The organism is Leptothrix ochracea (assembly GCF_041083635.1).
GTDB classification, from domain to species: Bacteria; Pseudomonadota; Gammaproteobacteria; order Burkholderiales; family Burkholderiaceae_C; genus Sphaerotilus; species Sphaerotilus ochraceus.
Window position 1 is genome coordinate 111,767 of record NZ_JBFPHB010000025.1, and the last position, 26,382, is coordinate 138,148.

Here is a 26,382-nt window from a genome sequence, read left to right on the forward strand (position 1 = left end):
CTCAGAGTACCTTTTGAGTCAATTCACCGGCGGCGTATTTTTGAGCGATCACGGCCAGTGACAAACCTTGGATTTTGCTGCCTTGGCCTTCACAGCCAAATTCCATGTAGCGTTGTTTGCAGATGGCCTTGGCGGCCTCGCGGGCTGGCTTGAGCCATTCGCGGGCGTCGAACTTCTCGGGGTTCTCGACCAAGAACTTGCGTACGGCGCTGGTCATGGCCAAGCGGATGTCGGTATCGATGTTGATCTTGCGCACGCCGTACTTGATGGCTTCTTGGAGCTCTTCGACTGGCACGCCATAGGTTTCCTTCATCTTGCCGCCGTACTGGTTGATCATGGCCAGCAGTTCTTGGGGCACCGAGGACGAGCCGTGCATCACCAAGTGGGTGTTGGGGATGCGGGCGTGGATTTCCTTGACGCGGCTGATCGCCAAGATGTCGCCGGTGGGCTTGCGGCTGAACTTGTAGGCGCCGTGGCTGGTGCCGATGGCGATGGCCAAGGCGTCGAGCTGCGTCGCTTTGACGAAGGTGGCCGCCTCTTCCGGATCCGTCAGCATCTGGCTGTGATCGAGCTTGCCGACCGCGCCGATGCCATCTTCCTCGCCCGCATCGCCGGTTTCCAGATTGCCCAAGCAACCCAGTTCACCTTCGACCGTCACGCCGACCTTGTGGGCCATCTCGACGACCTTGCGGGTGACCTCGACGTTGTAGTCGAAGCTCGACGGCGTCTTGCCGTCTTCCATCAGTGAGCCATCCATCATCACCGAGCCGAAGCCCAAGTCGATCGCGCCAGCGCAGATCTTCGGGCTGGTGCCGTGGTCTTGGTGCATCACCAGCGGGATGTGCGGATACATCTCGGCCGCAGCCTGGATCAGGTGCTTGATGAAGGGCTCGCCGGCGTACTTGCGCGCACCGGCACTGGCTTGCAGGATGACCGGCGCGCCGACCTCGTCGGCAGCGGCCATCACGGCCTGAACCTGTTCGAGGTTGTTGACGTTGAAGGCCGGGATGCCGTAGCCGTTCTCGGCGGCGTGGTCCAGCAGTTGGCGCATTGAGACGAGTGCCATGGGAAAGTCCTCAGAAAGTGGAGCGAAACTGAGCACCCGTCCTTGTAACCTCGCTGAAACTCCGGGTGCAAAACCGGTGAATTCTACGGGGCTACGCGGCCTCAACGGCCTTCATCGGCCACGCGACAGACCTTGAGCAAGTTGGTGCCACCCGGATGACCCATCGGTGAGCCACAGGTGATGGCGTAGGTATCGCCCGGCTTGAGGAAGCCCTGGGCCACCAGCAGTTGTTCGGCGTTGGCCAAGGCGGCTTCACGGTCTTCGATGCGCTCCACCAGATGGGGGCGCACGTTGCGGTAAAGCGCCATCTTGTGTTGCGACACCGGCTGGCTGGTCAGGCCAAAGATCGGTACGTGGATGCGGTAGCGGCTCATCCAGAGCGCGGTTGAGCCCGATTCGGTCAGCGCGACGATCGCCTTGCAACCGAGGTGATGGGCGGCAAACAGGGCGGCCATGGCGATCGATTGATCAATGCGCGAGAAGGTCTTGTTGACGAAGTCGGCGTCCAGCGAGGTTTCTTCGGCCTGCTCGGCAGCCATGGCAATGGCCACCATCTGCTCGACCGTTTCGACCGGGTACTTGCCGGCAGCGGTTTCGGCCGAGAGCATCACGGCGTCGGTGCCGTCGAGCACGGCGTTGGCCACGTCCGAGACTTCGGCGCGGGTGGGCACCGGGTTCTGGATCATCGACTCCATCATCTGCGTGGCGGTGATGGCGACCTTGTCCATCGAGCGTGCCATGCGGATCATGCGTTTTTGCAGCGCGGGCACCGCCGCATTGCCGACTTCGACCGCCAAATCACCGCGCGCCACCATGATGCCGTCGCTGGCCTTGAGGATCGCTTCAAGCTGCGGAATGGCTTCGGTGCGCTCGATCTTGGCGATCATGCCCGGCTTGTGACGCCAAGGCTCACCGGCCACGTTGGCCAGCTGACGCGCCATTTCCATGTCAGTGGCGTTCTTTGGGAACGAGACGGCCAAGTACTCGCACTGGAAGGACATCGCTGTCTTGATGTCTTCCATGTCCTTGCCTGTCAAGGCCGGTGCGGTCAGGCCACCACCTTGCTTGTTGATGCCCTTGTTGTTTGACAGCTCGCCGCCGATCTTGACGACGGTATGCACCTGCTCGCCGCGCACGGCGGTGACGGTCAAAACGATCAGGCCGTCGTTGAGCAGCAAGGTGTCGCCGGCTTTCACATCGCGCGGCAGCTCCTTGTAGTCTAGGCCCACGCCGCTCAGGTCGCCCAGTTCAACGCGCCCAGCGTCGAGCACGAAGGGTTGGCCCGCTTCGAGCATGACTTTGCCTTCGGCAAACTTGCCGACGCGGATCTTCGGACCTTGCAAGTCGGCCATGATGGCCACGGTACGGCCGATCTTTTTGGCGATTTCGCGCACCAAGCGGGCCCGGCCGATGTGATCTTCGGCCTTGCCGTGGCTGAAGTTCAGTCGCACCACGTCCACGCCCGCCCTGAGCATGCGTTCCAGCACGGCGGGATCCGAGGATGCGGGGCCGAGCGTGGCAACAATCTTGGTGTGACGGGGCATGGGGCTGTCTCCTGTAGGGATCGTGATGAAAGATCAAATCGCAAGCGTAAGGCTTGCGATTATCGACCCCGACAGGAACATGCAAGGAACAAGCAAGGTCCGTAGACCTTGCTCCGGTCGCGTTACACCGCAGAACCGGCGATGGCTGCTGCGTCCGCCACTGCCAAGGCGGTCATGTTGACCACGCGCCGCATCGTCGCTGAGGGGCTCAGGAACTGCACTGGCGCTGCTGCACCCAGCAAAATCGGACCGATGGTGACGTTGTGACCCGCCACCACTTTGAGCACGCTGAACAAGATGTTGGCGGCGTCAAGGTTGGGCAGCACCAGCACGTTGGCCGAGCCTTCGAGGCGGGTTTCGGGCAGGGTGTTACGCCGTACCACATCGGTCAGGGCCGCATCACCGTGCATTTCGCCGTCGCATTCGATCTCTGGGTGCCGCGCCACGAACAGATCGCGGGCCGCACGCATGCGCTTGGCGCTGGGGCGGGTTGAGCTGCCAAACATCGAGTGCGATAAGAAAGCCACCTTGGGTGGCAGGCCAAAGCGCTGCACTTCCTCGGCGGCCATGCGGGCGATCTCGGCCAATTCTTCGGCGCTGGGCTCTTCGTTGATGAAGGTGTCGGTGATGAACAGGTTGTGCTGTTCCAGCATCAAGGCGTTCATGGTCGCCATGGTGCGGATGCCCGGGCGGGCGCCGATCACCGAGCGGATGTGATCGAAGTGCGCGTCGAAGCGGCCCACCAAGCCGCAAAGCATCGCGTCGGCATCGCCCCGGCGCAGCAACAAGCTGGAAATCAGCGTGTTGCTGCGACGCACGGCCGCCTTGGCGGTTTCCGGCGAGACGCCGTCGCGACCCAGCAGCTGGCGATAGTCTTCCCAGCAAGCGCGGTAGCGTGGGTCGTCTTCAGGGTTGACGACTTCAAAATCCACGCCCGGCGTCAGGCGCAGGCCGGCGCGCTCGATGCGCGACTGGATGACCGCCGGGCGGCCGACCAGAATCGGCTTGGCCAAGCCTTCGCTCAGCACCACCGGTAGGGCCCGCAGCACGCGCTCGTCTTCCCCTTCGGCGTACAGCACGCGGGCCGGACGACGCTTGGCGGCAGCGAAGACGGGCCGCATGAACATGCCGGTTTGATGAACGAAGTTGGTCAGCGATTCGCGGTAGGCCGCCATGTCGGTGATCGGCCGCACGGCCACGCCGGAATCAGCGGCTGCTTGGGCCACCGCCGGGGCGATGCGCAGAATCAAGCGGGCATCGAACGGCTTGGGGATCAGGTATTCAGAGCCGAAATGCAGCTCTTGGCCCGCGTAGGCGGTGGCCACTTCTTCGCTGATTTCATCCTTGGCCAAGGCGGCGATTTCGCGCACGCAAGCCAATTTCATGGCTTCGGTGATCTTGGTGGCCCCGCAGTCCAGCGCGCCTCGGAAGATGTACGGGAAGCACAGCACGTTGTTGACCTGATTCGGGTAGTCCGAACGGCCGGTGGCGATGATGCAGTCCGGGCGCGCCGCTTTGGCGAGCTCTGGGCGGATTTCCGGCTCGGGATTGGCCAGCGCCAAGATGATCGGCTTCGAAGCCATGGTGGTGACCATCTCGGCCGTGACCACCCCCGCCGCTGAACAGCCCAAAAACACGTCGGCACCGTTGATCACGTCGGCCAAGGTCTTGGCCGACGTGGTTTGGCAGTAGCGTTGTTTGGAGGCGTCGAGCTTGCCGTCCAACACGTCTTGCCGGTCGCTGCGGATCACGCCCTTGGAGTCGCAGACGAAGACGTTTTCCACCCGCACGCCCAAGCCCACCATCACGTCGAGGCAAGCAATGGCGGCTGCGCCGGCACCCGACACCGCCACCTTGACTTGGCCGATGTTCTTGCCGACCAGCTCCAAGCCGTTCAGCAAGGCCGCGCTGGAGATGATGGCCGTGCCGTGTTGGTCGTCGTGGAAGACGGGAATGTTCATCCGCTCCTTGAGCTTCTTCTCGATGTAGAAGCACTCGGGTGCTTTGATGTCTTCAAGGTTGATGCCACCCAGCGTGGGCTCCATGGCGGCGATGATCTCAACCAGCTTGTCCGGGTCGTTTTCAGCCAGTTCGATGTCGAACACATCGATGCCAGCGAACTTTTTGAACAAGCAGCCCTTGCCTTCCATCACCGGCTTGCCCGCCAGTGGGCCGATGTTGCCCAAGCCCAGCACGGCGGTGCCGTTGGTGATCACCCCCACCAAATTGGCGCGGGAGGTGTAGTCGGCCGCCTTGGAGGGATCTGCCTCGATTTCCAAGCAGGGATAGGCCACACCCGGTGAATACGCCAGCGAAAGATCGCGCTGATTCATCAGCGGTTTGAGCGGGGTGACCGCGATCTTGCCGCGCACCGGGAAGCGGTGATAGTCGAGGGCTGCTTCGCGCAAGGCCTGCTCGGCCGCAGATAAAGAGGAGGTCATGTCCGAACCGTTCACCAAGAGGCAAGAAAAGAGGGGTGCGCAGGTTACTGCGAAAGTTCAGACTTGACCCATATCATGCGACCCGGCCCAAGAAACTATGCGTAAAACGCATGACTGCCGTCAGGATTGCTTCAGATGGGGTCCAAGCAGTCGCCGACTCGCAACGGATGTCCGGCCAAGCTCAGTGGGGCTGGTTGACGTCGTCCCCCAGGGCGCTGCAAACAGCTCAAGCACAACGCTTCTTCGCCACAGGCAATCACGGGGCCACGGGGATCCAGGGCTAGCACCTGACCGGGTGCGGCGCCGTGGGTGCCGGGCACGACGTGGGCTTCCCAGACCTTGATGATCTCGCCGTCGTGGCTGAAGTTCGCCCTAGGAAAGGGGTCGAAGGCCCGAATTCGTCGCGCCAGCGTTTGAGCGGGCAAGCGCCAATCCAGTGGGGCTTCGGCCTTGTCGATTTTGTGGGCGTAGCAGATGCCTTGCTCGGGCTGGGGCACGGCGACCGGCGCAGCGCCTTGGCTGTGTGCCAGTTCCGCCAAGACAGCGAGCAAGGCTTGGGCACCTTGGGCCGCCAAACGATCGTGCAAGCGTGCGGTGGTGTCGTCGGGCTGGATGGGTTCGATGTCCACGCGCAGCATGGCGCCGGTATCTAGGCCTTCATCCATTTGCATGATGGTGATGCCGGTTTGGGCGTCCCCTGCTTCAATCGCGCGATGGATCGGGGCTGCACCGCGCCAGCGGGGCAGGAGCGAGGCGTGGATATTCAGGCAGCCCAAGCGTGGCAGGGTCAGCACCCAGCGTGGCAGGATCAAGCCGTAAGCCGCCACCACCAGCACGTCAGGACGGGCTTGTTGCAATGCCAGCTGGGCGGCTTGGGCATCCTCGGGGTATTTGCCGTCGAGTCGCAGGCTGCGGGGCTGGCTCACCGCCGTGCCGTGGCGCAGGGCCACGTGCTTGACGGCCGAGGCTTGCAGTTTCATGCCTCGGCCAGCGGGTCGATCGGGCTGCGTCAGGACCAAGGGCACGCTGTAGCCCGCTGCAAAGAGCGCTTCCAAGGCTTCGGCCGCGAATTCGGGGGTGCCAGCGTAGGCAACGGTCAAGTTCATGCGGCGGTCTCTTCGTCGCGCCAGCGTTTTTGCAGCTTGGCGCGGATGCGGTTGCGCTTCAAGGCGGAGAGGTGATCGACAAACACCTTGCCCATCAGATGATCCATTTCGTGCTGTACGCACACCGAGAGGATGTCATCGGCGTCGAACTCCGTCGTCTTACCGCTCAAGTCTTGGGCTCGCACGCGCACCGTGACATGGCGCGGCAGCTTGTCGTAGATATCGGGTACCGAAAGACAGCCTTCCTCGCCGACCTCTGTTTCAGTGCTGGCGGCGATGATTTCGGGGTTGATCAACACCAGCGGCGCGTTGCGTTCTTCCGACACATCGATCACCACCACCCGCACATGCGCGTCCACTTGGGTGGCTGCCAAGCCGATACCCTTGGCGGCGTACATGGTTTCGAGCATATCCGCCACCAGCTTACGGATGCGTTCATCGATCTGTCGCACAGGGCTTGCCACCTTGTGCAGTCGGGGATCGGGGTAACGGAGGATGGTCAACAGGCTCATGGCGTCAAGAGAAACGGGGCGAGGTCACAACATACCGGGCCTTTTCATTGCGACCTCGGGGGTTTATGGGCAGAATTTGAACAGCCGCATGAAGATTGTCGCGCACTCGCGCCCGATTCTGTTCAAGCAACCCGCCAGCCCTGATCCGGCACCATACTCGCCGAATCCGTCGGAGAAAATTCCCATGACCGTGCGTTGCCGCCTTTCCCTCTCAGCCCCGCATCGGCTGCTTGGCCTTGCCGGCCTTGCTGGGGCCCTGTTCTTGACCAGTACACCTGGTCTGGCCGAGCCTGCCTTCCCCATCTCTGGCAAGCAGCGTGAGACCGCCCAACAAGTTTCCAAGGCGGGCGTGCCCTTGTCCGAATTGGCTCAAGACGCTCCGGATACCTACACCGTCAAAGCAGGTGACACCTTGTGGGGCATTTCGACTTTGTTCCTGAAAGGCCCATGGCGTTGGCCAGAGTTGTGGGGCATGAATATGGATCAGGTCCGCAATCCGCACCTGATTTATCCCGGGCAGATGTTGGTGCTGTTGAAAGCGGGTGGACGGGCGCAGCTGAAGATGGGGCGCTCTGTGGATGGTGCTGCCAGTGCTGAGGACCCCACGCTCAAATACGGGCCTCGCGCCCGGCCCGGTGTGCTCGGCATCAGTCCCATCGCCACCATTCCGATGCATTTGATTCGACCCTTCCTCAATGAGGCTGTGGTGCTGGAATCCAATGAGCTTGAAGCCGCGCCGCGCATCGTGGCCGGTCGTGATGCCCGGAGCTTTTTTGGACGTGGCGATACCGTTTATGTCCGCGGCAACATCCCGGATATTCGGGACTGGCGTTTGTTCCGTATGCCTAAGCCGCTCTACGACCCCGATTCGAAGGAAATCCTAGGCTTTGAGGCCGCTTATGTGGGCGCAGCCGAATACACCCGTCGCGGTGAGGTGACCCCGTTGGATGACGAGCACGAGGAGATCGTGCCAGCAACATTCGCCTTGACCAGCTTGCGCCAAGAGGCCGGGATCGGTGATCGGTTGGTCCCCGCACCGAAGGCCGATGATGGTAATTTCATGCCCCATGCACCGACCGAGCCCATGACTGGGCGTGTGATCTCCCTATACGGCGAAGCCATGGCGGGAGGCCAGTTCCACATCGTCGCCATCAATCGGGGACAGAAAGATGCCGTCGAACGGGGCCATGTGTTGGCTCTTTGGCGTGCGGGCGCCAAGGTGACCGACAAGACCGACCCGGCTCACGCCGAACTGCGCCTGCCCGATGAATCTCACGGGCATGTGTTGATCTTTCGCGTCTTCGATCGGGTCTCTTATGGCTTGATCCTGAGCGCTCAAACGCCTGTCCGTGCCGGAGATTTAGTGACTCAACCGTGAGGATGTTGAGATGGCTGCTGCGGCTCTGATGCCCCAAGAGGAATTGGCCGCGTGGTTGCGTCTGCTTGAAACCCCGTATGTGGGGCGTCTGAGTGCCCGGCGGCTTCTGGCGGCCTTTGGCAGTCCCGAGGCCGTTTTCGATGCTTCGTCGAGCGCTTGGCAGCATTTGGTCGATGTCCGGGCTGCTAACGCGTTGAAAACAGAGCCCGATGGGCATGGCCAACGGGTCGAGGCTACGTGGGCTTGGTTGCAGGCGAATGAACGACATCATCTGCTTGTCATGGGGGACGCACGTTACCCGGCCGCCTTGATGGATCTGCCGGATCCGCCGCTAGCGCTCTATGTGATGGGGGATCTGGTCACATTGAATCAGCCCGCCATGGCGATGGTGGGTAGTCGGCATCCCTCTCCTCAGGGGCGCGAAGATGCGCGGGCCTTTGCCAAGGCTTTCAGCCAAGCGGGGCTGACCGTGGTGTCTGGTTTGGCCTTGGGCATTGACGGTGCTGCCCATGAAGGTGCCTTGGAAGGGCCCGGGAGCACCGTGGCGGTGGTGGCGACCGGGCTCGACCGGGTCTATCCGCGTAGCCACCATGATCTGGCCCATCGCATTGCCAGTGAAGGGGCGTTGATCAGCGAGTTTTCACTGGGCACCCCACCTGTGGCGACGCATTTCCCGATGCGCAACCGCTTGATTGCTGGGTTATCGCTGGGCACGTTGGTGGTGGAAGCTGCCGTGCAGTCCGGTTCATTGATCACGGCGCGTCTTGCGACAGAGGCCGGGCGCGATGTCTTTGCCATGCCCGGGTCGATCCACAACCCGCAGTCTCGTGGGTGTCACGCCCTGATCAAACAAGGGGCCAAGCTGGTTGAAAGTACCCAAGATGTTTTGGATGAGTTGAATTTCTTGGCCATCAAGCGCATGCCTCCCGACCTTGTGTCAAGCGCCGAAACATCCCCTTCGGTGGGGGCTGCGGTGGTCACGGATGATCCTCTTTGGATCGCCTTGGGTCACGATCCGGTGACTTTGGATGTCTTGCAGATCCGTACTGGCTGGGATGCCGCTCGGCTCAGTACGCACTTGTTTGAGCTTGAAATGGGTGTCCAAGTCACGCGTTTGCCTGGGGGCCTTTTCCAGCGGATTGAGCGAGGGTAGGACGCACTGTTGTGCTCTTTCCGACTGTCGCGGTCCGACCACCAACCCTTGCGGGCACTGCGGTATAGTCGATTCATGTTCGACGTGCTCGTTTATCTCTACGAAAACTACTGGCGTCCGGATGCCTGTCCGGATCAAGCCCAGTTGTCTCGCAAGCTCTCTTCAGTGGGCTTCGAGAACGATGAAATTGCGGATGCCCTGAACTGGCTGGCTGGATTGGCCGATGCTGCTGCGTCACATGCAGGCACCCAAAGTGCAACGGCGTTGCGGGTTTATTCGAGCGACGAGCAAGAACAGCTGGGCGAGAAATCAATCGCCTTCATCAGTTTTTTAGAGTCCGCTGGGGTGTTGCCTTCGCCGATGCGGGAACTGGTGGTGGATCGCGCCATGGCCATTTCGGGGGCACCGTTGGATTTGGATGATCTGAAGATCATCGTCTTGATGGTGTTCTGGAGCCTTGGTGAGGAGCCTGATGCGTTGATCTTGGACGAACTCTTCGTCGATGACGAGGATCGATTGATCCACTGATCTGTGATCACACCTCGGCCGCAGAGAATCAGTGCAGCAAGCGTGTCGGATCAGCGTCGAGTTTGGCCAAGGCATCGCGTGTCGCGCGCACGGTGAGTGATTCCTCTTCCACGGGTACCAGCAAACCGGCTTGGAGGAACGACGCCAAGCGCCGCAGCTGGAACATCACCCCTCGACCTTGCGAAGTGGCAAACAAGTTGAGTTGCTTGTTCATGCCGCGCCAAGCGAGCTGCACCGGTTCGACCCGGCCCCGGTAATCCAGCTTGAACCACGTGCCGACATTCAGGTCACGCGACCAGGCCAGCACGGCCGGTGTCGGCAGGGAGCCACCTTCGGACACCACTTCCAGATCGTCAGATTCGTGCCCTGAGATGTCGCGCACCATCGATTCGTCGATCTCGATATCGTCGATGTCGGGCAGCATTTCTTCCAAGGTCTGCACTTGCATCATCAACTCTTCGAGGCGTTCGCTCGGGATGGTGGCCGTGCGTGCTGAGAAAGCCGCAGCGAGCGAATTGCTCAAGGTCTGGATGTATTCGTCTTGCCGAGGCACGGGAACGCCCGCAGAGCTCATGCCTTCGCGCAGCAGTTTGAGCAGCGGCGGCAAGCGGCGGATCGCTTCCGAGCGTTCTTCGCGTGAGACCTTGGCGCTGGCCAGCCAGATCAGATCAGCGGCACCGCGCTGCATGCGCTTGGTGTCTTCGCTGCCTTGACCCGATTTGACGGCGGTGGTGGCCAAGACATCGGCCCAGACGTGGAACAGAAACTCACGCACACCGTCGTGCACCGGCACTTCGTTGAGCTTTTTGCGCATTTCGATGGTGAACTGAATCGCCAACGTTTCCCGTTGCTCAATCTGCTGCGCCAGTGAGACACCCTTGTGGGCTGCGGCGTGTTCGCTCTTGAAATAGTCTTCGAGAAACTTTTCGAATTCGGTCAGCACGGTTTGAAAAACGCGCCGACCCGTGTCGGGGTAGGCCTCAACCACTTGAACCACGCGCTTGATTTCTTTCTCAAGCGATTCGGTCAGGCCGCTGGAGCCGTGCTCAAAACCCATCACACATGACCCCATCCGGTCGATGAGTTTGCGCGCAGGGTGATCGACCGTGGCAAAGAAGTCAGGCTCGACCACCGCCACACGCAACACCGGCATTTGCAGCCGAGCAAACCAGACGCGCACTTGCGCCGGGATGCGTTCTTCGGTCAGCAAGCTCTGGAACATCAGGGCCACGATTTCGATCGTGGCGCGCTCAACCGGTGTGGTGGCCGCTTGCTTGAGTTCTTGCTTGCGTTGCTGCAACTCGCGCAGCAGCTCCGGCGTGCCGATCACCCCGCTGCCGCCACCACCACCGCCTCCCACCATGCCCGTGGGTAAGGCGGTGGCATCTGCCGCCGGAGCGAAGCGTTCCTGCATCGCGTGTTGTGCCTGCCCGATGGCGGCCTTGAGCCCGGGTGAGACTGCGTGTGGCATGGCCACCGTGGATCCGGCGAAATTGGGCACTTGTCCCGCCACCAGCTTGTTGAGCCGCCCCAGCACCTCGCCGGCTTGCTCCATCGAGCGCAGCAAGGTTCCGGCATGGGTCATGAGACGGGTTTCTTCGTGAACACCGCCCCCTGCTGCTTGGGTGTCGGAAAAATCGTTGCCATGTCCACCTTGCCCGCCCTTGGCGGGATTCGAGCCCATGGATCCCCCTTGCCAATGTCCCGTTCCGGCAGGCGCGCCACTGGCGCCGGGGGGATGTCCCTGTCCCGGCAGCATGGAGGGGCTGGCGATGGTGGTGGGGGCGAAGGCGTTGCCATGCGCACTGTGTGGCCCACGTTGCAAACTGGTGGGTGTGGGGTAGCGCGCCGGGGGGTCCGTGGCGTTCGTTGTTGCGGAGGCTGCTGGTGTGGCGGCACCCATCCCACCCCATCCTGTACCGGCCATTGGGCTGGTGGGCGGGGCGGATGGGGTCGGTGCCGGGGGTTGTTCGCCAGCGCGTGTGCGGCGGTTAAACGGGCGCGGCGTGACGTCTGTACCCACCCCTTGGCTGATGAACCAGCGATTGACCTCGTGATAGGCCTCATGCATCAGCGAGGCGTACTCCTCATGCAAGATCGCTTGCGCTGTACGCCAGTGATCAATCGTCAAGCCGGCAGAGCACCAGCTATCGACCAGCATGCGGGCGATCACCTGAGGACGAAACACATCTTGCGGCAGGAACTCATCGCGGCGCTCAAGGTTGGCCACGCGCTGGCGCAAATCAGCAAACTCCCACGAGGCTTTGTCCATCATGGCCAAGGCCAGACGGGATCCCAGAATTTCAAGCTCGATGGTGTCGTTATCGACGAGGGTGAATTGCCCCCCCATCGAGGCTGCCATGCTGGTGGGGGCCCCTTTGCCTGAGGCTGCGGTCCGCACCAAGGCCGCAAAATCCAACGCCCACCGTTGGGCCAGACGCATCAGATCCATGACCATGTTGCGGCGCTTGGTCATCTGGTCAGGACTGCCGTTCTCGGTCATCAGCTTGCGCGCATCTTCGGCAATCGCCTTGATGACACGCGGCAGCTCTCGCAACAACAGTTCCAAGTAGACGCGGCGAGCCTGTGCTGCGAGGGCCAGGGATTGAGCGGCTGTGGCCATGAACGCTGGTTTGGGCTTGGTAAAGACGGGAAAGGCGCGGGAAAAAATCAGCTCCCGACTCTACACCACCGCCCCAGCGTTCGGATCCTGCGGGTCGTGGTCTTTACGCGACGTATTAAGAAGGTCTTCACGTTTGACGCCCAGCCACATGGCGATGGCGGCCGCCACGAAGACGGATGAGTAGATGCCAAACAAAATGCCAATCGTCAGGGCCACGGCGAAGTAGTGCAGGGTGGGGCCGCCAAAGATCAGCATCGCCAGCACCATCATCTGGGTCGAACCGTGGGTGATCACGGTGCGGCTCATGGTGCTGGTGATGGCGTGGTCGATGACTTGTGGCGTGGTCATCTTGCGGAACTTGCGAAAGGCCTCGCGGATGCGGTCAAAGATCACCACCGATTCATTCACCGAGTAGCCCAGCACCGCCAGCACCGCTGCCAGCACGGCCAGCGAGAACTCCCACTGGAAGAAAGCGAAGAAGCCCAAGATGATGATCACGTCGTGCAAGTTGGCGACGATCGCCGCCACTGCGAACTTCCATTCGAAGCGAACCGACAGATAAATCATGATGCCCAGCACCACAAAGCCCAGCGCCTTGGCACCGTCTTCGGCCAGCTCCTTGCCGACTTGCGGGCCGACAAACTCGCTGCGCTTGAGCTGCAACGGTTCGGCATCGGCTGCGCCCGCCACGCAAGCCGTGCGGCTGGTGGTGGTGGTCGCCGCCGTAGGAACGGTTGTGGCGCTGCTGGGTTTGTCGCTGCTGCCCTGACGTTGCACGAGCTTGCCTTGCTCAGCGCTGCACAGCGCGGCAAAAACTTGGGCGGCGACTTCGCTTTGCTTGACGCCTTCGCGCAGCGGCAAGCGGATCAGCACATCGCGGGAGGTGCCGAACTTTTGCACCTGCACGTCGCCGAATTTCATCGCCTCGACGGCCCCACGCACCCGGCCAATGTCGGCGCTTTGGGCGTATTCGACTTCCAGCACGTTGCCGCCGGTGAATTCGATCGACAGGTGCAAGCCCCGCGTGATCAAGAAGAACACCGCCGCCACAAAAGTCAGCAGCGAAATGACGTTGAACACCAGCGCATGCCGCATGAACGGGATGTCGCGGCGGATACGGAAAAATTCCATCGTCTTGCTTCCTCAGGCCTTGGGTTCGGGCGTGCTGCCCGAGGTGACGGTTGTGGCCACAGCGGCCTCGGTGGCAGCGGGTTTCCAGACTTGACCGATCGAGACCTTTTGCAGGCGCTTTTGGCGACCGTACCAAGCGTTGACCAAGCCGCGCGAGAAGAACACGGCCGAGAACATCGACGTCAGGATGCCCAAGCAATGCACCACCGCAAAGCCGCGCACCGGGCCCGAGCCGAAGGCCAGCAGCGCCAGACCCGCGATCAAGGTGGTGACGTTCGAGTCAAGAATCGTCGCCCAGGCGCGCTCATAGCCGGCGTGGATCGCCATCTGCGGCGAAGAGCCGTTGCGCAATTCCTCGCGCACTCGCTCGTTGATCAGCACGTTGGCGTCGATGGCCATACCCAGCGTCAGCGCAATGGCGGCGATCCCGGGCAAGGTCAAGGTGGCTTGCAGCATCGAGAGCACGGCCAGCAACAACAGCAAGTTCACGGCCAAGGCCAAGGTCGAGAACACGCCAAACAGCATGTAGTAAAGACCCATGAACACGGCGATGGCGGCAAAGCCATAGGTGACGCTGGCAAAGCCCTTGGCGATGTTTTCCGCCCCCAAGCTCGGGCCGATGGTGCGTTCTTCGATGATTTCCATCGGCGCCGCCAAGGAGCCTGCGCGCAGCAGCAGCGCGGTATCGGCCGCTTCCATCGGCGTCATGGAGCCCGAGATTTGCACCCGCCCGCCGCCGATCTCACCCCGGATCACCGGTGCCGTGACCACTTCGCCCTTGCCCTTTTCGAACAAGAGGATGGCCATGCGCTTGCCGACGTTTTCACGCGTGACATCCCGGAAGATGCGTGCGCCCCGGGCGTCAAGCGACAGGTGAACGGCGGCTTGCTGGCCTTCATCGAAACCCGGTTGAGCGTCGGTGAGGTTTTCGCCGGTCAGCAACACCGCACGCTTGACGATCACCGGACGCGCACCGCGTTCGATGTAGCGCTCGGTGCCCAGCGGCACGGGAGCCGTGCCTGCGGCGGCCGCTTGGGCTTCGGCGCTGTCATCGACCAAGCGCACTTCCAGCGTGGCGGTGCGGCCGATGATGTCCTTGGCCTTGGCCACATCCTGCACGCCCGGCAGCTGCACGACCACGCGGTCGATGCCTTGCTGCTGGATCACCGGCTCGGCCACGCCGAGTTCGTTGATGCGGTTATGCAGGGTATTGATGTTTTGTTTGAGCGCTTGCTCTTGCACGCGTACAGCCGCTTCGGGCTTGAGCTTGCCGGTCAGGAGCAGCTCGGTGCCCTCAAGCGATTCAACCCATTGCATGTCTGCGACATGCTCCATCAGCAGCGTGCGGGCGGCGGCGAGGGTTTCGGCGTCGCGAAAGCGTAGCGCCACGGCTTCGCCGTTGCGGTTGATGCCGGCGTGACGGATGTTTTTGTCGCGCAATTGGGTGCGGATATCGCCGACCAGCGCCTCAGCTTTTTTGCTGAGCGCGGCCTTCATATCCACTTGCATCAGGAAGTGCACCCCGCCGCGCAAGTCCAAACCCAGATACATCGGCAGGGCGTGGATGGCCGTCAGCCAACGCGGCGAGCGCGAGACCAAGTTGAGGGCCACGATGTAATTGCCATCGGTGGGGTCGGGATTGAGCGTCTTGAGGATGACGTCCCGGGCCTTGAGCTGCGTATCGGTGTCTTGCAAGCGCGCACGCACCGAGGCCCCTTCGAATTGCACGAAATCGGGCTCGACACCTGCGTCATGCAGGGCTTGCGTCAGTCGGGGCACCAGCGCGGCATCCACCTTGACGGTGGCTTTGGCGCTGGAAACCTGCACGGCCGGCGCCTCGCCGAACACGTTCGGCAAGGTATAGAGCAGCCCGATCGCCACGGCCAGGGCGAGGACCAGATACTTCCACCAGGGATAGCGATTCATCTTGGATGACCTACAACAGGGTCTCGGTGCTTACTTGATCGTGCCCTTGGGCAGGACCATCGTGATCGAAATGCGCTGACAGATCACTTCAACGCCAGAGGCCACTTCGAGCGAGATGTGGTTGTCATTGACCTTGGTGATCTTGCCCAGCAGGCCCCCCGAGGTGACCACTTCATCGCCACGGGCGAGGCCTTCGACCATCGCCTTGTGTTCCTTCTGGCGCTTCATTTGCGGCCGAATCATGACGAAGTACAGCACGACGAACATCATGATCAAGGGCAGGAACGATTGGATCTGACCCAAGGGTCCAGCGGCTTGAGCGGTCTCAGCGGCTTGGGCGTAGGCATTCGAGATGAACACAGGCAGGCTCCAGGAAAGGGAGAAAAACAAGAGAAAGAACAAAAAGACAAGGCGATAAAGCCGGGCGATTGTAGGTGAGCGGGTCGTCGGCTCACCCAAGCCGCCCCCTCAGCCCTTGTCGGGCTTGTTCAGGGCGGCACGGGCGGCAAATTCGGCCCGCAGGGCCTTGAGTTTTTCGCGCGGATCTTCTTTGGCGGTGCGCTCGTCGAGTTTCATCTCGGCGATGAAGCGGCTGGGCAGGGCGCGCTTGATCTCGCGGCCGCGTTTTTGGCGCAGCAGCGTGCTCACCATCAAGGTGCGCCGTGCCCGCGTGATGCCGACATACATCAAGCGGCGCTCTTCCTCCAAGCGCTCGGGCGTCATGTCTTCTTCCTCGCGTTTGAAGGGCAGGGTGCCTTCGTTGATGCCGGCCAGCACCACGTGCGGCCACTCCAACCCCTTGCTGGCATGCAAGGTCGAGAGCGTGACCATGTTTTGGTCCTCGCCGCGCTCGGCCAGGCTCAGGATCACGCTGATGGTTTGGGCCACGTCGAGCACGCTGCGCGGTTCGGTTTCGACGTGGCCGCTGCCGTCGTTGGCGATCTGGCCGCCGCAGCGCCGGGCGATCCAGTCGATGAAGTCGATCACGTTGGACCAGCGCGCCGCTGCGATCTTGTCGTTGTCCTCGCCGTCGTGCAGCGACTGCTCGTAGCCGATCTCCATCAACCACGTCATCAGCATCGGCCGGGCGGCTTCCATGCCCACGGTGTGACGCGCCTTGTCTTCGAGGTCGTTGACGTAGCGGCCGAACTCATGCAGCGAGCCGATGGCTTTTTTGCTCAGCACCGTGCCGAGCGACTCTTGGAACAGCGCCTCGAACAAACTCACTTTCCACTTGCCGGCAAATTCGCCCAAAGATCCCAAGGTGGTGTGGCCGATGCCGCGCTTCGGGGTGGTGATGGCGCGCAGGAAGGCCGGGTCGTCGTCTTGATTGACCAGCAAACGCAGCCAAGCGCACAAGTCTTTGATTTCAGCCCGGTCGAAAAAGCTCTGTCCGCCCGAGACCTTGTACGGAATTTGCGCCTTGCGCAGCGCCTCTTCGAGCTTGCGACTTTGGTGATTGGCGCGGTAGAGGATCGCAAAGTCGGCCCACTCGGGCGGTTTGCCGTCGGCGCCGGTATACGCGCCGGTGGCGTTGGCGCGAATGCCCTGGATGCGCGCCACGGCGCGCTCAGCCTCGTGCTCTTCTTGGTCGCACTCGACCACCCGCACCGGCTCGCCCTCGCCGAATTCGCTCCAGAGCTTTTTCTGAAAGATCTTCGGGTTCAGCGCGATGACGTTGTTGGCAGCGGCCAAGATCGCGCCGGTCGAGCGGTAGTTCTGCTCCAGGGGAATCACCTTGAGCTTGGGATAGTCCTGCGGCAGGCGTTTCAGGTTATCGATGGTCGCGCCGCGCCAGCCGTAAATGCTTTGATCGTCGTCGCCCACGGCGGTGAACACGCCCTGCTCACCCACCATCGCTTTGAGCAAGTCGTACTGGGTGGCGTTGGTGTCTTGGTATTCGTCCACCAGCACATGGCGCAGCAGCGTTTGCCACTTGGTGCGGGTGGCTTCGTCAGACTGCAAAAGCTTGAGCGGCAAGCCGATCAGATCGTCGAAATCGACCGCTTGGTAGGCGCTCAGACGCTCTTGGTAGAGCTTCATGACCCGCGCGGCGAGGTGTTCGTGCTCGTCCTTGGCGGCGGCCTCGGCCTGTTCCCAGTTCAGGCCGTTGTTCTTCCACAGGCTGATGGTCCACTGCCAGCGCCGCGCCAGTTGAGCGTCGGTGGTGCCGCCCGCATCGCGCAGCACGCCCAGCACGTCATCGCTGTCGAGGATCGAGAACTTGGGCTTCAGGCCGAGCCGCTCACCGTCTTCGCGCAGCATGCGCACCCCCAAGGCGTGAAAGGTGGCGATCACCAAGTGCTTGGCCGCGCGGGTGCCCACCAAAGAGCGTGCCCGCTCGCGCATTTCCTGCGCCGCCTTGTTGGTGAAGGTGATGGCAGCGATCTGCTCGGGCTTCAAGCCCACTTGCAACAGCCGCGCGATCTTGTGCGTGATCACCCGTGTCTTGCCCGAGCCTGCGCCGGCCAGCACCAAGCATGGGCTGTGCAGGTGGTTGACCGCTGCCATCTGGGCGGGGTTGAGGGTCGCGGGTTCAGCAGCCATGGTGAATAGCGACAGATTTGGAGAGATGCCGCATGTCGAGAGGGCGCGGATCATAGCGGTCCCACCTGAGGGCTGGGGCGGCTGATAGGCTCTCGCCCATGCAACTCGACGTTCTATCTCCCTTGAATGCTCAGCGCCGCGATGGGCTGCTGAAATTGGCCTCGCTGGGTGCTTCGTTGGGCCTGTGTGCCTTGGCTGGCTGTGCCGCTCCGGCGGTGGTGCGGCATGTGGGGGACAACGAAACCGATCACTTCGCCTTGGGCGTGGCCTCGGGCAGCCCGCGCCCGGATCGGCTCGTGCTTTGGACCCGCTTGATGGGCGATGCGCTACCGCCCGCGGTCGAGGTCGAATGGGAAGTGGCGACCGATGCGGCTTTCAAGCAGCGCGTGGCCCACGGTATCGACAACGCCATCGCCGCTTGGGCGCACAGCATCCACGCTGAACCCCGAGGTCTGGCCCCGGGGCGCTGGTACTTCTATCGCTTTCACGCTTTGGGTCAGACCAGTCCGGTTGGGCGCACACGCACCGCCCCAGCGCCTGAGGCCCGGGCTGAGTTGGATTTCGTCATCGCCTCTTGCCAGCGCTGGGATCATGGCCACTACGCCGCTTGGCGTCATGTGGCCGAAGAGAACCTCGATTTGGTGCTCTTCTTGGGCGACTACATCTATGAATCGGCGCCGGTGGCCAGTCGGGTGCGGATGCACGAAGGCCAAGGCGCGGCGCGCACCTTGCTGCAATACCGCGCCCGCTACGCCCAGTACAAAAGCGATCCGGCCTTGCAAGCGGCGCATGCCTGCGCACCGTGGATCGTGACTTGGGATGACCACGAGGTGGATAACGACTACGCCGGTGAGGTGTCGATGATGGGTGACACCCATTTCTTGGCGCGGCGGGCAGCGGCTTACCAAGCCTATTGGGAGCATCAACCCTTGCCTAAGGTCTTGCGTCCTACCGGGGCCTCGATGCAGCTTTATGAGCGCTATGACTGGGGGGCTTTGGCCCGCATCCATACGCTGGACGATCGTCAATATCGTGATCCGCAGGCCTGCCCTCGGCCCGGACGACGCGGTGGCAGCAACACCGTGCTGGCCCGTGACTGCGCTGCGATCGATCAACCGCAGCGCAGTTTGCTGGGTGCGGCCCAAGAGCACTGGCTCAGTGAGGGCTGGAGTTTGGATCGACCCTGGAATTTGCTGGCCCAACAAACCTTGATGGCGCGCTGGACGCAACGCAACCCGACCGACCCGGGTGGGCGCAGTGTGTGGACCGACGGCTGGGACGGCTACCCGGCCGCGCGTCGCCGGTTGCTGGGCGAGGTGGCTGAACGCAAGGTGCCGGGTTGTGTGGTGCTGGGCGGGGATGTGCACGCCACCTATGTGGCTGATTTGCGGCCCGATTTCGATGCCCCACGTTCGCCGGTGGTGGCGACCGAGTTTTGTGGCACGTCGATCACCACCAGTGAAGGTTTGGCGCAAGCCAAGGTGGACGCCGCCTTGCCGTTCAATCCCCATGTGCGCTATGCCCGCAGTGATGAGCGGGGGTATGTTCGCTTCCATCTCGGGGAAAGATCCGTCGAGGCGCTGATCCGATCAGTGCACAATGTCTTGGATCCGGAAAGTAACATCCGGACTGCTGCCCGGTTCACTGTGGCGTCGGATCGACCCGGTGCCCAGCCCGTTTAAACCCTGTCCGTTCACCTGATTTCCTGTCCGATGCAGGCCATCCTATCGGTCACGACACCGTTTTTTGCCCTGGTGCTTGCCGGCTATCTTGCTGCCCGGCTTAGGCTTTTGCCTCTCGATGCGGTGCCGGGCATGAATGCGTTCGTCCTTTATTTTTCACTACCAGCGCTGCTGTTTGGCTTGGGAGCACGTCTGCCCCTGACACAAATGCTCGATCCCGTGGTGTTGTCGGTGTACGTGACTTGCGCGTTGACGATGGTGGCGTTCACGATCGCCATCACCCTTTCTCGGCGTGTTGGCATCCAAGTGGCGGCGTTGCGAGCGTTGGTGGCGTCTTTTCCCAACACCGGGGTCATGGGGGTGCCGTTACTCGTTGCCTTGGTGGGACCCGTGGCTGCTGGGCCCGTGATCACCACCATCCTAGTCGATGTGTGCATGACCACAACCCTGTGCATCTTGCTGGCGCAAGCACAGCAATACCAGCCGCCATTGCCCTTTGAAGATAGTCTCTTGGAGCGTGAGACCAAGCCAACGTCGCCATGTGAAACGCCGCTGTGGCGCGTGTTGCAAGCGGGTTGGCTCAATCCCTTGCCGTGGGCCATTGCTGCGGGTGCGGCCATGACCGCGATGGATTTAGAGCTGTTGCCGCCCGTGCACCAAACCATGGCCCTGCTGGCTAGTGCAGCCAGCCCGGTGGCGTTGTTCACCTTGGGCGCCATGTTGTGGCGTTCACGGGTACGGCCGGTCTTGGAGCCGCACCTTCCGGGGCACACCCCGACGGGCCATAAAGCGGCCAAAGCACCTCGACCAGAGTGGGCCTTGTTGCTCCAAGAGGTGCCGATGGCTTTGATCAAGCTGCTCTTGCATCCGCTGCTGATCCTGATCGTCGGCTTGGCGATTCGGGATTTGGGGGCACCGTTGACCAACGTGCAACTGGTTGTGTTGGTGTTGGCGGCTGCTTTGCCAAGCGCAAACCAAGTGTCTTTGTTGGCGGAGCGCTACGGTGCAGATGCCGGTCGGGTGGTTCGAATCATCTTGGTGTCTACGGTTCTTTCCTTCCTGAGCTTCCCCTTGGTGGCGTCCTTGTTTGGACTACAGCCTCCGGTGAGCCGGCCATCGACCATCAGCCCAGCAGGGTCGCCGGTCCATCCGGTGGATGCCGCCGATTTACGTTCGCAGGCTGCGAACATAGATATCGGTATCTGGGAAGGCGTAGCGAAGCGTCTCAAAGACAGCTTCCGTGATCAAAAGGCCCCGGTGGCAGTGGGTCGAGACCCGCAACAGCACATCGACCTCACCGTCCCCCCGAGTGAGGCTCCGGATACATCCGAGGCTGACGATGTCCTCCCCGACGACGGGATCCCGAACGCTGCGTAAAAGCGTCAGCAGTTCTTGGATCGATGCTTCAGGGTGATGGATCCATCCTTGATCGTCCCTTGCGTCTTTGGGTGATGAGGCACAAGTGGTTTGAATCGGGATGACTTTGGCAGACGAGGCAGGGTTGCAGTGATGCATGGGACTGCACTCTGCCATACCTGTCTCGCAAGACGATCAATGGCAGTCCAGACGATCCCAGCCTAAACGCAGTCGCAGGGCGGGCTCCACCCGTCCGGGAGCCCAGCACAGATCTGGATCATGGCGCACGTAAATATCGTGGTTGGGCAGCACCCGTTGCAGGGCGCGCATCGCTTGGGCCGCTAAAAAATCGCTCAAGGGGCAACTCCCGGCCTGATTCACCAGCAGCAGCTCCACCTCGTCATCGGTGAGCCGCAGCGATTCGATCAACCCGAGGTCCAGCATGTTCTCGCCCACCAAGGGGTCGGTGACTTCGCGCAAGGCGATCAGGGCGCGACACAAATCCGGCCCCGGCCCATCTAGAAACATTCGGCGTGACAGAGATAAAGACATGAGAACTCCCGCAGGAGCCGACTATGGCAAGGCCCGAGGGTCTCGTTTTTGCGCCGCATCAACGCATCCGCAAGGCATGAGCCCTGCTGTGTATCGCTTCGCAACCGTTTCAGCCAACTTTGATACTGTGACGGTCCCCGCCGGCCTTTGATTTGGAGATGGACGATGAACGAAACCGCCGCTGTGCTGCCTCTACAGGCGTCTTTACCGGCTCAACCCATCAGCCAAGATGTGTTGCTTGAAAAGTACGCCAAAGGATCTGAGTCGAGCGTCAGGGACGTGCGCCAGCGCGTGGCTCGGGCCTTGGCGCAGCGGGAGCTGCCTGAGCAGCGTGCGGCGTGGGAGGCGCGTTTTTTGGCGGCCCAAGAACGTGGTTTCGTGCCCGCAGGCCGCATTGCTTCGGCCGCTGGCACGGCGCTCAGCGCCACGCTGATCAACTGCTTTGTCCAGCCGGTGGGCGACTCGATTGCCGAGCCTGAAGAGGGTTTTGCTGGGATTTACATCGCTTTGACCGAGGCGGCTGAAACCATGCGCCGAGGCGGGGGCGTGGGCTACGACTTCTCCCGCATCCGTCCGGCGGGCGCGTGGGTGGGGGCAACGCAAAGCAGCGCCTCTGGCCCGGTCAGCTACATGCGGGTTTTTGATCGCAGCTGCGAAACGGTGGAAAGTGCCGGCAGCCGACGCGGGGCGCAGATGGGCGTGCTCCGCTGCGATCACCCCGACATCGAGCTGTTCATCCACGCCAAGGACCAAGGCGACCTGAAGAACTTCAACATTTCGGTGGGTGTGACCGACGCTTTCATGCAAGCGGTCGAAGCCGATGCCTTGGTCGATCTGGTCCACAAGGCTGCCCCCGGCCTCAAGCTCAAAGAGGCGGGTGCCCACCAGCGCGCCGACGGCCTGTGGGTCTACCGCCAGATCCGTGCCCGTGATCTGTGGGACCAGATCATGCGCTCGACCTACGACCACGCCGAACCGGGCGTGCTCTTTCTCGACCGCATCAACCAAGACAACAACCTCCACTACTGCGAATCGATCACAGCGACGAACCCGTGCGCGGAGCAGCCGCTTCCGCCCTATGGTTGTTGCTGTTTGGGGTCGGTGAATTTGACGCCGTTTGTGGTGGCACCGTTTGAGGGCGAAGCGCGGTTTGATGAGGCGGGTTTTGCGCAGGTGTGTGCGGTGGCGGTGCGCATGTTGGACAACGTGCTTGACGTGACGGTTTGGCCGTTGCCGGCGCAGGCGCGCGAAGCGCAGAACAAGCGGCGTATTGGGCTGGGCTTTACCGGGTTGGGGGATGCCCTCGTGATGCTGGGCTTGCGCTACGACACCGAGGCGGCGCGTGGCATGGCGCGGCGTATCAGCGAAGTGATGCGTGACGCGGCCTATGCGGCGTCGGTCGATTTGGCCGAGGAGCGCGGTGCCTTTCCTCTGTTCAACGCCGACTTGTACTTGAGCGGCCAAAGCTTTGCGACGCGGCTGCCCGCCGGGCTGAAAGAGCGCATCCGCACCCACGGGCTGCGCAACTCGCACCTGTTGTCGATCGCGCCGACCGGCACCATCAGCTTGGCTTTTGCTGACAACGCCAGCAACGGCATCGAGCCGCCTTTCAGTTGGAGCTACATGCGCAAAAAGCGCGAGGCCGACGGCAGCTTCAAGAGCTATGCGGTCGAGGATCACGCTTGGCGGCTCTATCGCCATCTCAAAGGCGTGGAGGCTCCGCTGACCGATGCTTTTGTCACCGCGCTGGAGATGAGCGCCGAGGCGCACGCTGCGATGGTGGCGGTGGTGGCACCTTTCATCGACACCGCCATCAGCAAGACGGTCAACGTGCCCGAGGACTACCCTTACGCTGATTTCCAGGGGCTTTATCTGAGCGCTTGGCGCTCGGGGCTCAAGGGTTTGGCGACCTACCGGCCCAACAGCGTGCTGGGCGCGGTGCTCAGTGTGACTGCACCCGTGACACCACCCGCAACACCCTCTGCGGTATCACCCAGCATGGATCTGAGTGGGGGGGCCAACCAGCGCCTTTTGCTGGAGCGCCTGCCCCAGCCGGTGCTGGCCTCGCTGCGCTGGCCAAGTCGCCCCGAGCTGGCTTCGGGCAATCCGGCGTGGAGCTACATGATCCAGCACCCGCACGGCGACTTCGCGCTCTTTGTGGGTGAGCTGCCGGCTGAGGCCAGTCCCGAGGCCGGGCTCTTTGGTCAGACCGTGCCGTTTGAGGTCTGGATCAACGGCGCTGAGCAGCCACGTGGGTTGGCCGCGCTGGCCAAGACCTTGTCGATGGACATGCGCGCCAACGACCCGAGCTGGTTGCGTCTCAAGCTCGACGCCCTGACCACCGTGGCTGAGGAGCGCGCCTTTGACATGCCCTTTCCCCCTAAGGGCGAGAAACGACTTTTCCCCGGCGTGGTGGCGGCCACAGCGGCGGTGATTCGCTGGCGCTGTGAGCAGTTGGGCGCTTTGCAAGAAGGCGGCCCAACGCCGGTGATCGACGCCATGTTCAGCCGCGAGGAGCCGCGTACCGGGGTCAACGGCACGCTGGCTTGGGCGGTTGATATCGACAATCCTGCCAGCGGCGAAGCCTTCACGCTCACGCTCAAGGAAGTCAGCCTACCCACCGCTGACGGCAGTGATCTGAGCGCGCATGTCACCCGGCCTTGCGCCATCGGTTTTGCGGGCAACTACCCCCGGGCGCTCGACGGTTTGGCGCGGCTGCTGTCGCTCGACATGCGCGTGATTGACCCAGCTTGGATCGGGATGAAGCTGCGCAAGCTGCTCAATGTGGGCGAACCCTTGGGCCACTTCATGGCCCCGGTGCCGGGCCTGCCCGCTGGGCAATTCCGTCAACAGGTCTGGCCCAGCACCGTGGCCTACGTGGCGCGCTTGGTGATCCACCGCTACGCCATGCTCGGCGTGCTCGACGAAGCCGGCTACCCCGTCAACGCCATGGGGGTGCTGGCAGCGCGTCCGGTTTCGGCCACCGACACCGTCGCCCACGCCGAACCCGCCCCCATGCCCGGTAAAACCTGCCCCGACTGCGGCAACGCCACCATGATCCACAAAGACGGCTGCGACTTCTGCACCGCCTGTGGCTTTGTGGGGTCGTGTGGGTGATGGGTGGGCAGCCTTTGGACTTTTGGGGGCAGCGGCCCGGTCTTTTTGATCTGCCACCGTTGTGGGCTACGGTGTTAACGGGGGATGAGTTCGGGGCGGATATCACTCATCAACAATTGATGTTGGCCGCTAGTCAGGCCTTACGGGCGATTCAATCTGGTCCGGGCTTACCCAATGACGAAACGGGTTGGCTGCTTGCTGTGAATAAAAATGGCCGCAAGAAAATGGGTGATAACGCTCGTCAGACCGATGGGGAGTTGCGCGCGATAGCGGGTATCAGCGGTCTTGTCAAAAAAGCTGTTGTCGGTGAGCGTCACCGGGATGAACAGCATCAGAATGAGTACGTGATCGCTGTTTGTCGAATGTATGCACCCTTGGTCATGGGCGGTTTGCTGTATCGGGTCAAGCTTACCGTCAAGGAGTACGTGTCGGGCGCTTCACCAGAGCCGCATGTTTTGCATGCGCTTTCGGCTTTTGACATAGAAAACGCCCCGCTGGGAACCTTCCCGGCCTCTACCGTCGAAACGGTACTACAGCCAGATCAACCAACCACGGGGCGAGTTGTCAGTGTACGCGAGCTGTTGTACGGGGCGCAACGCCAAGATGGCACAGCTTTTTGCTGTTAAGACAAGCTTGGGTGCCCCGCCTTATCAAGCCCGTTTCACCACCACCATGAACGCACGCGGAAAGCTGTAGAGCCGACGGCCATCGATGCGGGGCGGATAAGCCCGGTCGATGGCTTTTTCGTAGGCGGCGAGGAATTCGGTCCGTTCGGCCTCGTCCGTCAAGGCCTGCAGGTAGGGCCGCAATCCACTGCCGCTGACCCACTCGACGATGGCGGCTGCCGAGGGCATCACCTGTTCGTAGCGGGTAGTCCACAGGTCGATGTGGCACGCGTGCGGTGCGAGCCAGTCGTAATAGACCTCGGGCGCCGGGATGGCCGCCACCGATGTCACGCCTTGCAGCCGCTCGCGCCACGGGCCGGGCAGTTCGCGCATCAGCTGGTGACTGGGTTCGCCGTGGCTCAGGGGCATCTGCACCGCCAACACCCCACCAGGAGCGAGTTGATCGAGCAGCCGGGGCAGCAAGCTGGCGTGATCCGGCAGCCACTGCAACACGGCGTTGGCAAAGAGCAGATCCACCGGCGTGTCACCCCGCCCACCGTGGCTCCAAGCACGCGTATCCGCCAGATCGGCGAGCGCCCAGTCAAGCTGCGGCAGCGCCTGCCGGGCGACTTCGATCATCTGCGGCGAGTTGTCCAGCCCAAGGATCTGCGCCTGCGGCCAGCGCTCCAGCAGCAGTGCGGTCGAATTGCCCGGCCCGCAACCCAAATCAATGACGCGGCGGGGGGCGTCCAGCGGCACACGGGCCAGCAGTTCACGCGCGGCGCGGGTGCGCTCGTCGGCGAATTTCAGGTATTGGGAGGCATCCCAAGTGGGGCCGGTGGTCATGGTTTTCTCCGTTTGTTTCGGTCCGTTCGCCCTAGGCTGCCCTCACCCGTTCGGGCTGAGCTTGTCGAAGCCAGCGTGTTGCACGACACGGCCCTTCGACAAGCTCAGGGCGAACGGCGATGGAGTGGCCCCTCGCCCACGGTGCTATCCATTACCCACAAATTCCAACTGATCTGACGTTGATGGGTGGGGTTGAAGAAGTTGCCAAGTGTTGGAGATGTCGAGCAAGCGCTGCAAGCCTCGCCAGAGCACTTTAACGCCAGGCTCGC

Annotated in this window: 19 protein-coding genes and 1 pseudogene; 7 read left to right on the forward strand and 13 right to left on the reverse strand. The window is 62.2% G+C overall.

Features of this window, described 5'->3' with window-relative positions:
* Position 1 precedes the first annotated feature (1 nt).
* From fba to def, 5 genes are all read right to left on the reverse strand, one after another.
* Positions 2–1,066, reverse strand: coding sequence for a class II fructose-bisphosphate aldolase (gene fba, locus AB3X39_RS10550; RefSeq protein ID WP_369417333.1), 1,065 nt, complete (start codon positions 1,064–1,066; stop codon positions 2–4).
* A 101-nt stretch (positions 1,067–1,167) separates the two neighbouring features.
* The gene (pyk, locus tag AB3X39_RS10555; protein ID WP_369417334.1) at positions 1,168–2,610 is read right to left on the reverse strand and encodes a pyruvate kinase; all 1,443 of its coding nucleotides are present in this window, start codon (positions 2,608–2,610) and stop codon (positions 1,168–1,170) included.
* A gap of 122 nt (positions 2,611–2,732) precedes the next feature.
* Positions 2,733–5,051, reverse strand: coding sequence for an NADP-dependent malic enzyme (locus tag AB3X39_RS10560; RefSeq protein WP_369417335.1), 2,319 nt, complete (start codon positions 5,049–5,051; stop codon positions 2,733–2,735).
* Between the two features lie 131 nt (positions 5,052–5,182).
* Positions 5,183–6,157 (reverse strand): methionyl-tRNA formyltransferase, encoded by a 975-nt coding sequence (gene fmt, locus AB3X39_RS10565; protein WP_369417336.1) that lies wholly within the window; start codon positions 6,155–6,157, stop codon positions 5,183–5,185.
* On the reverse strand, positions 6,154–6,669 hold the full coding sequence (def, locus tag AB3X39_RS10570; protein ID WP_369417337.1) for a peptide deformylase: 516 nt from the start codon (positions 6,667–6,669) through the stop codon (positions 6,154–6,156). The genes fmt and def overlap by 4 nt, the downstream gene beginning before the upstream one ends.
* Positions 6,670–6,757: 88 nt before the next feature.
* Here def and AB3X39_RS10575 point away from each other — a divergent pair, with 88 nt between their 5' ends.
* The 3 genes from AB3X39_RS10575 to AB3X39_RS10585 all read left to right on the forward strand — a co-directional run bounded on the left by AB3X39_RS10575 (position 6,758) and on the right by AB3X39_RS10585 (position 9,728).
* Positions 6,758–8,047 (forward strand): LysM peptidoglycan-binding domain-containing protein, encoded by a 1,290-nt coding sequence (locus AB3X39_RS10575; RefSeq protein ID WP_369417338.1) that lies wholly within the window; start codon positions 6,758–6,760, stop codon positions 8,045–8,047.
* 28 nt (positions 8,048–8,075) lie between these two features.
* Positions 8,076–9,200, forward strand: coding sequence for a DNA-processing protein DprA (gene dprA, locus AB3X39_RS10580; protein ID WP_369417358.1), 1,125 nt, complete (start codon positions 8,076–8,078; stop codon positions 9,198–9,200).
* Positions 9,201–9,275: 75 nt separating this feature from the next.
* Positions 9,276–9,728 (forward strand): Smg family protein, encoded by a 453-nt coding sequence (locus AB3X39_RS10585; protein WP_369417339.1) that lies wholly within the window; start codon positions 9,276–9,278, stop codon positions 9,726–9,728.
* A 28-nt stretch (positions 9,729–9,756) separates the two neighbouring features.
* On the opposite strand, the gene AB3X39_RS10590 is transcribed toward AB3X39_RS10585, so the two are convergent.
* The 5 genes from AB3X39_RS10590 to AB3X39_RS10610 all read right to left on the reverse strand — a co-directional run bounded on the left by AB3X39_RS10590 (position 9,757) and on the right by AB3X39_RS10610 (position 17,955).
* Positions 9,757–12,351, reverse strand: coding sequence for a DUF1631 family protein (locus tag AB3X39_RS10590; protein WP_369417340.1), 2,595 nt, complete (start codon positions 12,349–12,351; stop codon positions 9,757–9,759).
* Positions 12,352–12,411: 60 nt separating this feature from the next.
* A complete protein-coding gene (secF, locus tag AB3X39_RS10595) occupies positions 12,412–13,482 on the reverse strand; it encodes a protein translocase subunit SecF (RefSeq protein ID WP_369417341.1) in 1,071 nt (356 codons plus the stop codon).
* A 12-nt stretch (positions 13,483–13,494) separates the two neighbouring features.
* On the reverse strand, positions 13,495–15,408 hold the full coding sequence (gene secD / locus AB3X39_RS10600; RefSeq protein ID WP_369417342.1) for a protein translocase subunit SecD: 1,914 nt from the start codon (positions 15,406–15,408) through the stop codon (positions 13,495–13,497).
* Between the two features lie 30 nt (positions 15,409–15,438).
* Entirely contained in the window at positions 15,439–15,768 is a 330-nt protein-coding gene (yajC, locus tag AB3X39_RS10605) for a preprotein translocase subunit YajC (RefSeq protein WP_369417343.1), read from the reverse strand.
* Between the two features lie 108 nt (positions 15,769–15,876).
* Positions 15,877–17,955: an ATP-dependent helicase gene (locus AB3X39_RS10610; RefSeq protein ID WP_369417344.1), complete on the reverse strand. Its 2,079-nt coding sequence runs from the start codon at positions 17,953–17,955 to the stop codon at positions 15,877–15,879.
* Positions 17,956–18,053: 98 nt separating this feature from the next.
* On the opposite strand from AB3X39_RS10610, the gene AB3X39_RS10615 reads away from it, so the two are divergent.
* Positions 18,054–19,637 (forward strand): alkaline phosphatase D family protein, encoded by a 1,584-nt coding sequence (locus AB3X39_RS10615; protein WP_369417345.1) that lies wholly within the window; start codon positions 18,054–18,056, stop codon positions 19,635–19,637.
* Positions 19,638–19,667: 30 nt separating this feature from the next.
* Positions 19,668–21,014 (forward strand): AEC family transporter, encoded by a 1,347-nt coding sequence (locus AB3X39_RS10620; RefSeq protein WP_369417346.1) that lies wholly within the window; start codon positions 19,668–19,670, stop codon positions 21,012–21,014.
* On the opposite strand, the pseudogene AB3X39_RS10625 reads toward AB3X39_RS10620, so the two are convergent.
* Together AB3X39_RS10625 and AB3X39_RS10630 are read right to left on the reverse strand one after the other, a co-directional pair.
* A pseudogene (locus AB3X39_RS10625) lies at positions 20,901–21,170 on the reverse strand (iron-sulfur cluster assembly protein); the annotation flags it as partial. The gene AB3X39_RS10620 and the pseudogene AB3X39_RS10625 sit on opposite strands and share 114 nt — an antisense overlap.
* Before the next feature lie 18 nt (positions 21,171–21,188).
* On the reverse strand, positions 21,189–21,545 hold the full coding sequence (locus AB3X39_RS10630; protein WP_369417347.1) for an iron-sulfur cluster assembly protein: 357 nt from the start codon (positions 21,543–21,545) through the stop codon (positions 21,189–21,191).
* A gap of 165 nt (positions 21,546–21,710) precedes the next feature.
* Here AB3X39_RS10630 and AB3X39_RS10635 point away from each other — a divergent pair, with 165 nt between their 5' ends.
* Both AB3X39_RS10635 and AB3X39_RS10640 read left to right on the forward strand, forming a co-directional pair.
* Complete coding sequence (locus AB3X39_RS10635; RefSeq protein ID WP_369417348.1) at positions 21,711–24,662, forward strand: adenosylcobalamin-dependent ribonucleoside-diphosphate reductase; 2,952 nt, start codon at positions 21,711–21,713, stop codon at positions 24,660–24,662.
* Positions 24,662–25,288 carry an LPD3 domain-containing protein gene (locus AB3X39_RS10640; RefSeq protein WP_369417349.1) on the forward strand — a complete coding sequence of 209 codons (627 nt, stop codon included), beginning with the start codon at positions 24,662–24,664 and terminating at the stop codon, positions 25,286–25,288. Before AB3X39_RS10635 ends, AB3X39_RS10640 begins: the two co-directional genes overlap by 1 nt.
* 24 nt (positions 25,289–25,312) lie before the next feature.
* On the opposite strand, the gene tam is transcribed toward AB3X39_RS10640, so the two are convergent.
* Entirely contained in the window at positions 25,313–26,113 is an 801-nt protein-coding gene (tam, locus tag AB3X39_RS10645; RefSeq protein WP_369417350.1) for a trans-aconitate 2-methyltransferase, read from the reverse strand.
* Positions 26,114–26,382: the final 269 nt, after the last annotated feature.

Bases quoted from the DNA above. Each gene is read 5' to 3' on its own strand.
- secF (WP_369417341.1), bottom strand. From the start codon at position 13,482: ATGGAATTTTTCCGTATCCGCCGCGACATCCCGTTCATGCGGCATGCG.
- fmt (WP_369417336.1), bottom strand. From the start codon at position 6,157: ATGAACTTGACCGTTGCCTACGCTGGCACCCCCGAATTCGCGGCCGAA.
- secD (WP_369417342.1), bottom strand. From the start codon at position 15,408: ATGAATCGCTATCCCTGGTGGAAGTATCTGGTCCTCGCCCTGGCCGTG.
- AB3X39_RS10635 (WP_369417348.1), top strand. From the start codon at position 21,711: ATGAACGAAACCGCCGCTGTGCTGCCTCTACAGGCGTCTTTACCGGCT.
- AB3X39_RS10575 (WP_369417338.1), top strand. From the start codon at position 6,758: ATGAAGATTGTCGCGCACTCGCGCCCGATTCTGTTCAAGCAACCCGCC.
- tam (WP_369417350.1), bottom strand. From the start codon at position 26,113: ATGACCACCGGCCCCACTTGGGATGCCTCCCAATACCTGAAATTCGCC.
- AB3X39_RS10615 (WP_369417345.1), top strand. From the start codon at position 18,054: ATGCAACTCGACGTTCTATCTCCCTTGAATGCTCAGCGCCGCGATGGG.
- fba (WP_369417333.1), bottom strand. From the start codon at position 1,066: ATGGCACTCGTCTCAATGCGCCAACTGCTGGACCACGCCGCCGAGAAC.
- pyk (WP_369417334.1), bottom strand. From the start codon at position 2,610: ATGCCCCGTCACACCAAGATTGTTGCCACGCTCGGCCCCGCATCCTCG.
- dprA (WP_369417358.1), top strand. From the start codon at position 8,076: ATGCCCCAAGAGGAATTGGCCGCGTGGTTGCGTCTGCTTGAAACCCCG.
- AB3X39_RS10585 (WP_369417339.1), top strand. From the start codon at position 9,276: ATGTTCGACGTGCTCGTTTATCTCTACGAAAACTACTGGCGTCCGGAT.
- AB3X39_RS10590 (WP_369417340.1), bottom strand. From the start codon at position 12,351: ATGGCCACAGCCGCTCAATCCCTGGCCCTCGCAGCACAGGCTCGCCGC.
- def (WP_369417337.1), bottom strand. From the start codon at position 6,669: ATGAGCCTGTTGACCATCCTCCGTTACCCCGATCCCCGACTGCACAAG.
- AB3X39_RS10640 (WP_369417349.1), top strand. From the start codon at position 24,662: ATGGGTGGGCAGCCTTTGGACTTTTGGGGGCAGCGGCCCGGTCTTTTT.
- AB3X39_RS10620 (WP_369417346.1), top strand. From the start codon at position 19,668: ATGCAGGCCATCCTATCGGTCACGACACCGTTTTTTGCCCTGGTGCTT.
- AB3X39_RS10560 (WP_369417335.1), bottom strand. From the start codon at position 5,051: ATGACCTCCTCTTTATCTGCGGCCGAGCAGGCCTTGCGCGAAGCAGCC.
- AB3X39_RS10610 (WP_369417344.1), bottom strand. From the start codon at position 17,955: ATGGCTGCTGAACCCGCGACCCTCAACCCCGCCCAGATGGCAGCGGTC.
- AB3X39_RS10630 (WP_369417347.1), bottom strand. From the start codon at position 21,545: ATGTCTTTATCTCTGTCACGCCGAATGTTTCTAGATGGGCCGGGGCCG.